The sequence below is a fragment of the Streptococcus sp. 3874 genome (assembly GCF_013276425.1).
Lineage (GTDB): Bacteria > Bacillota > Bacilli > Lactobacillales > Streptococcaceae > Streptococcus > Streptococcus pseudopneumoniae.
Genome location: NZ_VMLA01000049.1, coordinates 1 through 5,533 on the forward strand (window position 1 = coordinate 1; position 5,533 = coordinate 5,533).

General features: G+C 39.5%; 6 protein-coding genes and 1 pseudogene. 3 read left to right on the forward strand and 4 right to left on the reverse strand.

Annotated elements, in window-relative coordinates; all coding sequences use genetic code 11:
* The first annotated feature begins 242 nt into the window (after window positions 1–242).
* Together rpsT and HT703_RS05490 are read left to right on the forward strand one after the other, a co-directional pair.
* Window positions 243–479, forward strand: a complete 237-nt coding sequence (gene rpsT, locus HT703_RS05485) for a 30S ribosomal protein S20 (protein ID WP_001274000.1) — start codon at window positions 243–245, stop codon at window positions 477–479.
* Window positions 480–531: 52 nt separating this feature from the next.
* Complete coding sequence (locus HT703_RS05490) at window positions 532–1,056, forward strand: DNA topology modulation protein (protein WP_054392742.1); 525 nt, start codon at window positions 532–534, stop codon at window positions 1,054–1,056.
* Window positions 1,057–1,081: 25 nt separating this feature from the next.
* Here HT703_RS05490 and deoD read toward each other — a convergent pair whose 3' ends face one another.
* Complete coding sequence (deoD, locus tag HT703_RS05495) at window positions 1,082–1,792, reverse strand: purine-nucleoside phosphorylase (protein WP_000022091.1); 711 nt, start codon at window positions 1,790–1,792, stop codon at window positions 1,082–1,084.
* Between the two features lie 208 nt (window positions 1,793–2,000).
* Here deoD and HT703_RS11485 point away from each other — a divergent pair, with 208 nt between their 5' ends.
* Window positions 2,001–2,246, forward strand: coding sequence for a hypothetical protein (locus HT703_RS11485; RefSeq protein WP_054392743.1), 246 nt, complete (start codon window positions 2,001–2,003; stop codon window positions 2,244–2,246).
* Window positions 2,247–2,556: 310 nt separating this feature from the next.
* On the opposite strand, the gene HT703_RS12130 is transcribed toward HT703_RS11485, so the two are convergent.
* The 3 genes and pseudogenes from HT703_RS12130 to HT703_RS05505 all read right to left on the reverse strand — a co-directional run.
* Complete coding sequence (locus HT703_RS12130) at window positions 2,557–3,477, reverse strand: thiol-activated cytolysin C-terminal domain-containing protein (protein ID WP_345890288.1); 921 nt, start codon at window positions 3,475–3,477, stop codon at window positions 2,557–2,559.
* Window positions 3,469–5,304 (reverse strand): annotated as a pseudogene (locus HT703_RS11980) (discoidin domain-containing protein); the annotation flags it as partial. The pseudogene HT703_RS11980 and the gene HT703_RS12130, both read right to left, overlap by 9 nt.
* A gap of 22 nt (window positions 5,305–5,326) precedes the next feature.
* A partial coding sequence (locus tag HT703_RS05505) for a hypothetical protein (protein WP_172929965.1) occupies window positions 5,327–5,533 on the reverse strand: 207 nt, incomplete at its 5' end.

The following is a 5,533-nucleotide window of genomic DNA, read 5'->3' on the forward strand; positions in this document are numbered from 1 at the left end:
GCTCTATTATAACAAAGTATGGAAAAGTACGCAAATAAAAAACGGTGAAATTTGACAAGAAAATCCCCTTATATCAACCTTTATGAGGAGTTTTTCACTTCACAACTGTCAAAGTCCCGTGATTCTTCATAAAAGCAAGAACCATGAAATCGATGAAATTTACTTAAAAAAGTAATTTTCCCTTGTCAAAACGTAAGTTTTCAGATATAATGGTATAGTTAGTAAATATGGAGGTAAGAACATTGGCAAACATTAAATCAGCTATCAAACGCGCTGAATTGAACGTTAAACAAAACGAAAAGAACTCAGCTCAAAAATCAGCTATGCGTACTGCTATCAAAGCTTTCGAAGCAAACCCATCTGAAGAACTTTTCCGTGCTGCTAGCTCAGCTATCGATAAAGCAGAAACTAAAGGTTTGATTCACAAAAACAAAGCAAGCCGCGATAAAGCTCGTCTTTCAGCTAAACTTGCTAAATAAGAAACAGTCCATAGAGGCTGTTTTTTTGTCTCCAAATAGGAAAAGGTAGAAAATGAAAATCGCAATTATCGGATATTCTGGTGCTGGTAAGTCAACTCTAGCAGAAAAGTTGTCTCACTACTACTCCATTCCAAAACTGCACATGGATACACTCCAATTTCAGCCTGGTTGGCAAGACAGTGATCGCGAATGGATGTTAACCGAGATGAAAAACTTTCTCACCAAGCATGAAGCTTGGGTCATCGATGGAAATTATTCTTGGTGTTTCTATAAGGAAAGAATGCAGGAGGCTGACCAAATCATCTTTCTCAATTTTTCGCCATTGACCTGTCTCTTGCGAGCCTTTAAACGTTATCTTAAATACCGGGGAAAAGTCAGAGAAAGTATGGCAGCTGGTTGTCAAGAACAATTTAATTGGGAGTTTATCAGATGGATTCTCTGGGAGGGGCGGGCTAAAACTCAAAAAGAAAATTACCAAAAACTTTGCCAAGAATACTCACATAAAATCACTATTCTTCGAAATCAGAGAGAGTTAGATAAATTTCTGGATAAGAAAAGGAAGTCCTCCAATTCATAAAGAAGGGCTTCCTTTTTGGCTATAATTATTCTGCAATCAAGGTTTCTAATCCAACCTTCATCATATCGGTGAAGGTATTTTGGCGTTCTTCTGCAGTCGTGTCTTCATCTGGATTGACCAAACTATCAGAAATAGTCATGATAGCAAGCGCGTCAACATGGTGTTGGGCAGCAAGATAGTAAAGAGCTGCTGCTTCCATTTCCACAGCCTTGACTCCCCATTTACCAAGCTCAATGTTCTTTTCAAAGTAGTTTGAATAAAAGACATCAGAAGACAAAACGTTCCCAACGTGAGTTGTCATACCAAGTTCTTTGGCGATATGGTAGGCCTTGTCCAGCAAATCAAAGCTAGCGATTTGTGGGAAATCGTACTGTGGCCAGTCATTGCGGATGATGTTAGAGTTGGTTGCAGCCGCCTGCGCCAAAACCAATTCACGAACGTGGACATCTTCATTCAATGAACCTGCTGTTCCCACACGGATCAATTTTTTCACACCGTAGTCAACAATCAACTCACGCGCATAAATCGAAATTGAGGGCATTCCCATCCCAGTTCCCATAACAGATACACGGTGACCCTTGTAAGTACCAGTATAACCAAACATGTTACGCACTTCGTTAAAACAAACAGCATCTTCAAGGAAATTCTCCGCAATAAACTTAGCACGAAGAGGATCTCCAGGAAGAAGAATTTTATCAGCAATTTCACCCTGCTGAGCAGCAATATGGATAGACATAATTTATGATACAAAGAGCGACAAGAAAACGACTGAAAATTAGGAATCTGACGAGAAATCCTGATTTTTCAGTCAGATTATCTATTTTCCAAGTTTTCCGCTCGTGTTCAAATCAGAACACACGCTCTACCTTTCTTTATTTTATATTGAGAAAGATACCAAACCCGTCAAAAAGCAAAGGGAAAATAGGAGTTGAGTGCAGTGAGCGATGCTCGCTAGACCAACTATCTTTTTCCCACTGCTTTTAGGGTGGGGTCAATTCCTTTCTTTCTTAACTTTGATGATATTGAGAAGATTAGACCGGATTCAATTCAAACCCGAACTCCCCTTCTCTTCTGAGTTTTTAGAAAAGTTTTCCGCTCGTGTTCAAATCAAAACACGCGCTCTACCTTTCTTTTTTATATTTTATATTGAGAAAGATACCAAACCCGTTAAAAAGCCAAAGGGAAAATAGGAGTGGGGCGCAGTGAGCGATGCTCGCTAGACCAACTATCTTTTTCCCACTGCTTTTATGATGGGTTCAATTCCTTTCTTTCTTAATTTTGATAATATTGAGAAGAGTAGATCGGATTCAATTCAAACCCGAACTCCCCTTCCTTTCTAAGTTTTTAGAAAAGTTTTTCCGCTCATGTTCAAATTAGAACACCTCACTATACCTTTCTGTTTAATTTTGTTCTCTCACAGATAGCTACCTGAGTTCTATTCAAGCTCAGGTAGTACTTTCTTATAAACTAAATCATCTCATTCTTGAATAGTAGGATTTTTTACAAGACATCGTCATCAGAAATCTTAGAATTTAATGTTGTTCCCCAATGGGTAATTTTACGGTGGGGTTGAGCTAAAATTGGTCTGTTTTCATAGATTGTTTGCCATCTATTCCATAGTAGACCTGTCTTTTTCTCAATCTTAATTCGCAGATTTCTCATGTTTCCTTTGATTGGGAGGTTGAGGACAAAACCTGCAGTCTGGTTGCGACCGTTTCCTTCCCAAGAACGACTACGAACAACTTGGTTTCCATCTTTGTCTACTGTAACTTCTTCCCAAGTTATAGAGTAGCGGGCAATATAAGCTCCACTATGTTGAATTGTCAATGTTTTGTCTTTCACAGGCGTTTGACTGATTGGTTGAACTGGCTTAGAAACTTGTGTCGCCGTCTCACCATTCGTAGCGATAAAGCGGAAAACTTCTACTTCTGCAAGACTGAGGGCTTGATTGTTCTTACGTAGTTGCACACGAACACGGCGTCTCAATTTCCCATTTAATTGAACATCCAAGCTCGTTCCGTCAAGTTTAGCAACATACTGTCTAGCAACTTCTTTCCCTTTTTCATCATATAAAATCACATCAAAGTCTGACAGACGTTTAGAAAGCTCTCCATCCCCACGGTTATGAAGGCGAACAAGTCCTACCTGTTCTGTACGACCTAAATCAACTTCCCACCAAGGCTGGTTTTCAAATTTTGTATGGGTAATTGATTGCTGGCTATAACTACTATTGGTATTGCCATCCAAGGCACGACTAGCATCTCCACCAAAATCAGTAGAACTTTGCTTAGCTTGTTTTTTCCAAGCGATATTCTCAGCACGATATACTTGGACTTCTGCAAGACTGAGGGCATTATAGCCTTCTAGCTCAATCCGAACATAGCGCGCTTTTTTATGGTTAATCGCAATTTGTGCTGACACATCTTTAAGAGATGTTATTCGTTTTCTCTCAATTTCTTTACCAGAACTGTCTAACAGAATGACATCAAAGTTTGCCAATCTATCCTGGGCAGTGTCTGTTCGGTTGTAAATATTGATTTGGCGAATGGTTTCTTCTTTAGCCAAATCTACTTGCCACCAAGGCTTAGATTGGAAGTTGGTATGAGTGACAGAATTGTGACCATAGTTACCATCAACTTTGCCATCCACAGCTCTTCTAGCATCTCCTTCGAAAGCTGTCGAACTTTGAGTAACCTGTTTCCCTAAGGTAATATTTTCCATTGGTTCCGCGCTTGGTTGACTAGAAGATTGGGGCAGAGCCTGTTTCTTAAAGAATCGCACTTTATCCAATTTTGGATCACGATAACCATGTTTATCCAAGGTAGTTCGTTTACCAATATTAAAGTTAGGAATATCATTCATTCGACTTTCAAAATAGCCACGAGAACGGTGTTTAAAGCGTGAATTACCTGTAAATGTGACAATATCACGATCGTTATGAATCAAGGGAGTCACAACATTATCATTATCAACCACATAATGCTTAATTTTTCCACTAACAGCTAATTTACGGCTTTCCAAACCAACATCCCAGAAATCATTCTCAGCATTCCAAACCGCTCTGGAAGTAATCACTTTAGGCGCACTGAAAGTCGTCACTTTTCGCAATACATGGTTATAAAAATCAGGATATTTTTGGTAAGCTTCAACCGCTGCAATCTGAGCTAGGTAGCCTCCAAGAGAATGGCCTGTCATATACAACTTGGTAATACTTGTATCCTTGGCTAATTCCCCAACAACCTTGCGGATATCATCCGCTTGCGCTGGTTTATTTCCTCCTAACAAAACAAAATCTGCACTTAAATCTTTTGCATCATTCCGTCTTGTTCCACGTATAGCCAACATGTGCACCGTTCCATCTTTGAGATAAGGAAGGTCGCTCTTGGTCTCAAATAAGAAAGCATCCAAGCCACTATCTGTATGATAGGCTTTTTTCATCTTCCAGAAAGAAGCCAATTCATTGTGCATGAGTTTGTATTCTTGACGGTCAAGATAGAGACTAGGGAAAGGATTCTTATGATCTAAAATTTTCTCAATATAATCATCGTCTCGATAGGCTAACTCCATAAAGAGAAGAGAATCACGGTCTGTGACATACCATTCTTTCTTATTGTCATCTTCTCCATCTGCCAAACCATCCCCATCACTGTCTGCTAGCAAGGGATGACTGTTATATCCTAGATAATCCTTACCATCTTTGTTGTACACATAAAGTTCATCTTTGTTTTTGATGCCATCTTGGTCATCATCCCCTTCCAAATCAAGAACTTTTTCACCGTAGAGAGATTCATCAATCAAATCATTTTCTAAATGCAATTCCCCTTTGGAAATCTTCACCAAATCTTCTGCTGTTAGAGAACGAGTATTTGTTGGTTTTTCTGTCACAGCTTCTTCTTTAGTTTCTTCTACAGGAGCAAGAATAGGTAAGTATTGAGCTGGCTCGGTTATCTCTACTTTTGACTCTTCCCTTTTGTTTTCAAGAACTTCACTTGCTTCCGGAAGCGTTTGAGGAGCTAGTCTTGACTCCTCTCTAAGAGGAGTTTCTAGTTTTGGAGTAGCATTTTCCGGCTCTCTCAATTCCTCCTTAGGATCTAGCACTCTTGTTGCCACTTCAGATGTTACATCTTGCTGTAGTTCATTGGCTGAAATTCCAGCTGGAGCTAGAAATGCAAAGCCGACTGCAACAGATACAACTCCGATACTTAATTTTTTTATGCCAAAGCGCATCATTCGTTGACCAATTTTCATTATTCTTTATCTTTCTTTTCGTTTATTTGTAAGCAGACTCAAGCGAAATCTCCTTGTCCCCTATATAGGACAAGACTGAGAAATTCAGAAAGTAATACTCTTCGAAAATCTCTTCAAACCACGTCAGCGTCGCCTGACCGTAGATATGGTCACTGACTTCGTCAGTCTTATCTACAACCTCAAAACTGTGTTTTGAGCAACCTGCGGCTAACTTCCTAGTTTGCTCTTT

Coding starts and splice junctions, on each gene's coding strand:
- HT703_RS05490 (WP_054392742.1), top strand. CDS start 532: ATGAAAATCGCAATTATCGGATATTCTGGTGCTGGTAAGTCAACTCTA.
- deoD (WP_000022091.1), bottom strand. CDS start 1,792: ATGTCTATCCATATTGCTGCTCAGCAGGGTGAAATTGCTGATAAAATT.
- HT703_RS11485 (WP_054392743.1), top strand. CDS start 2,001: ATGCTCGCTAGACCAACTATCTTTTTCCCACTGCTTTTAGGGTGGGGT.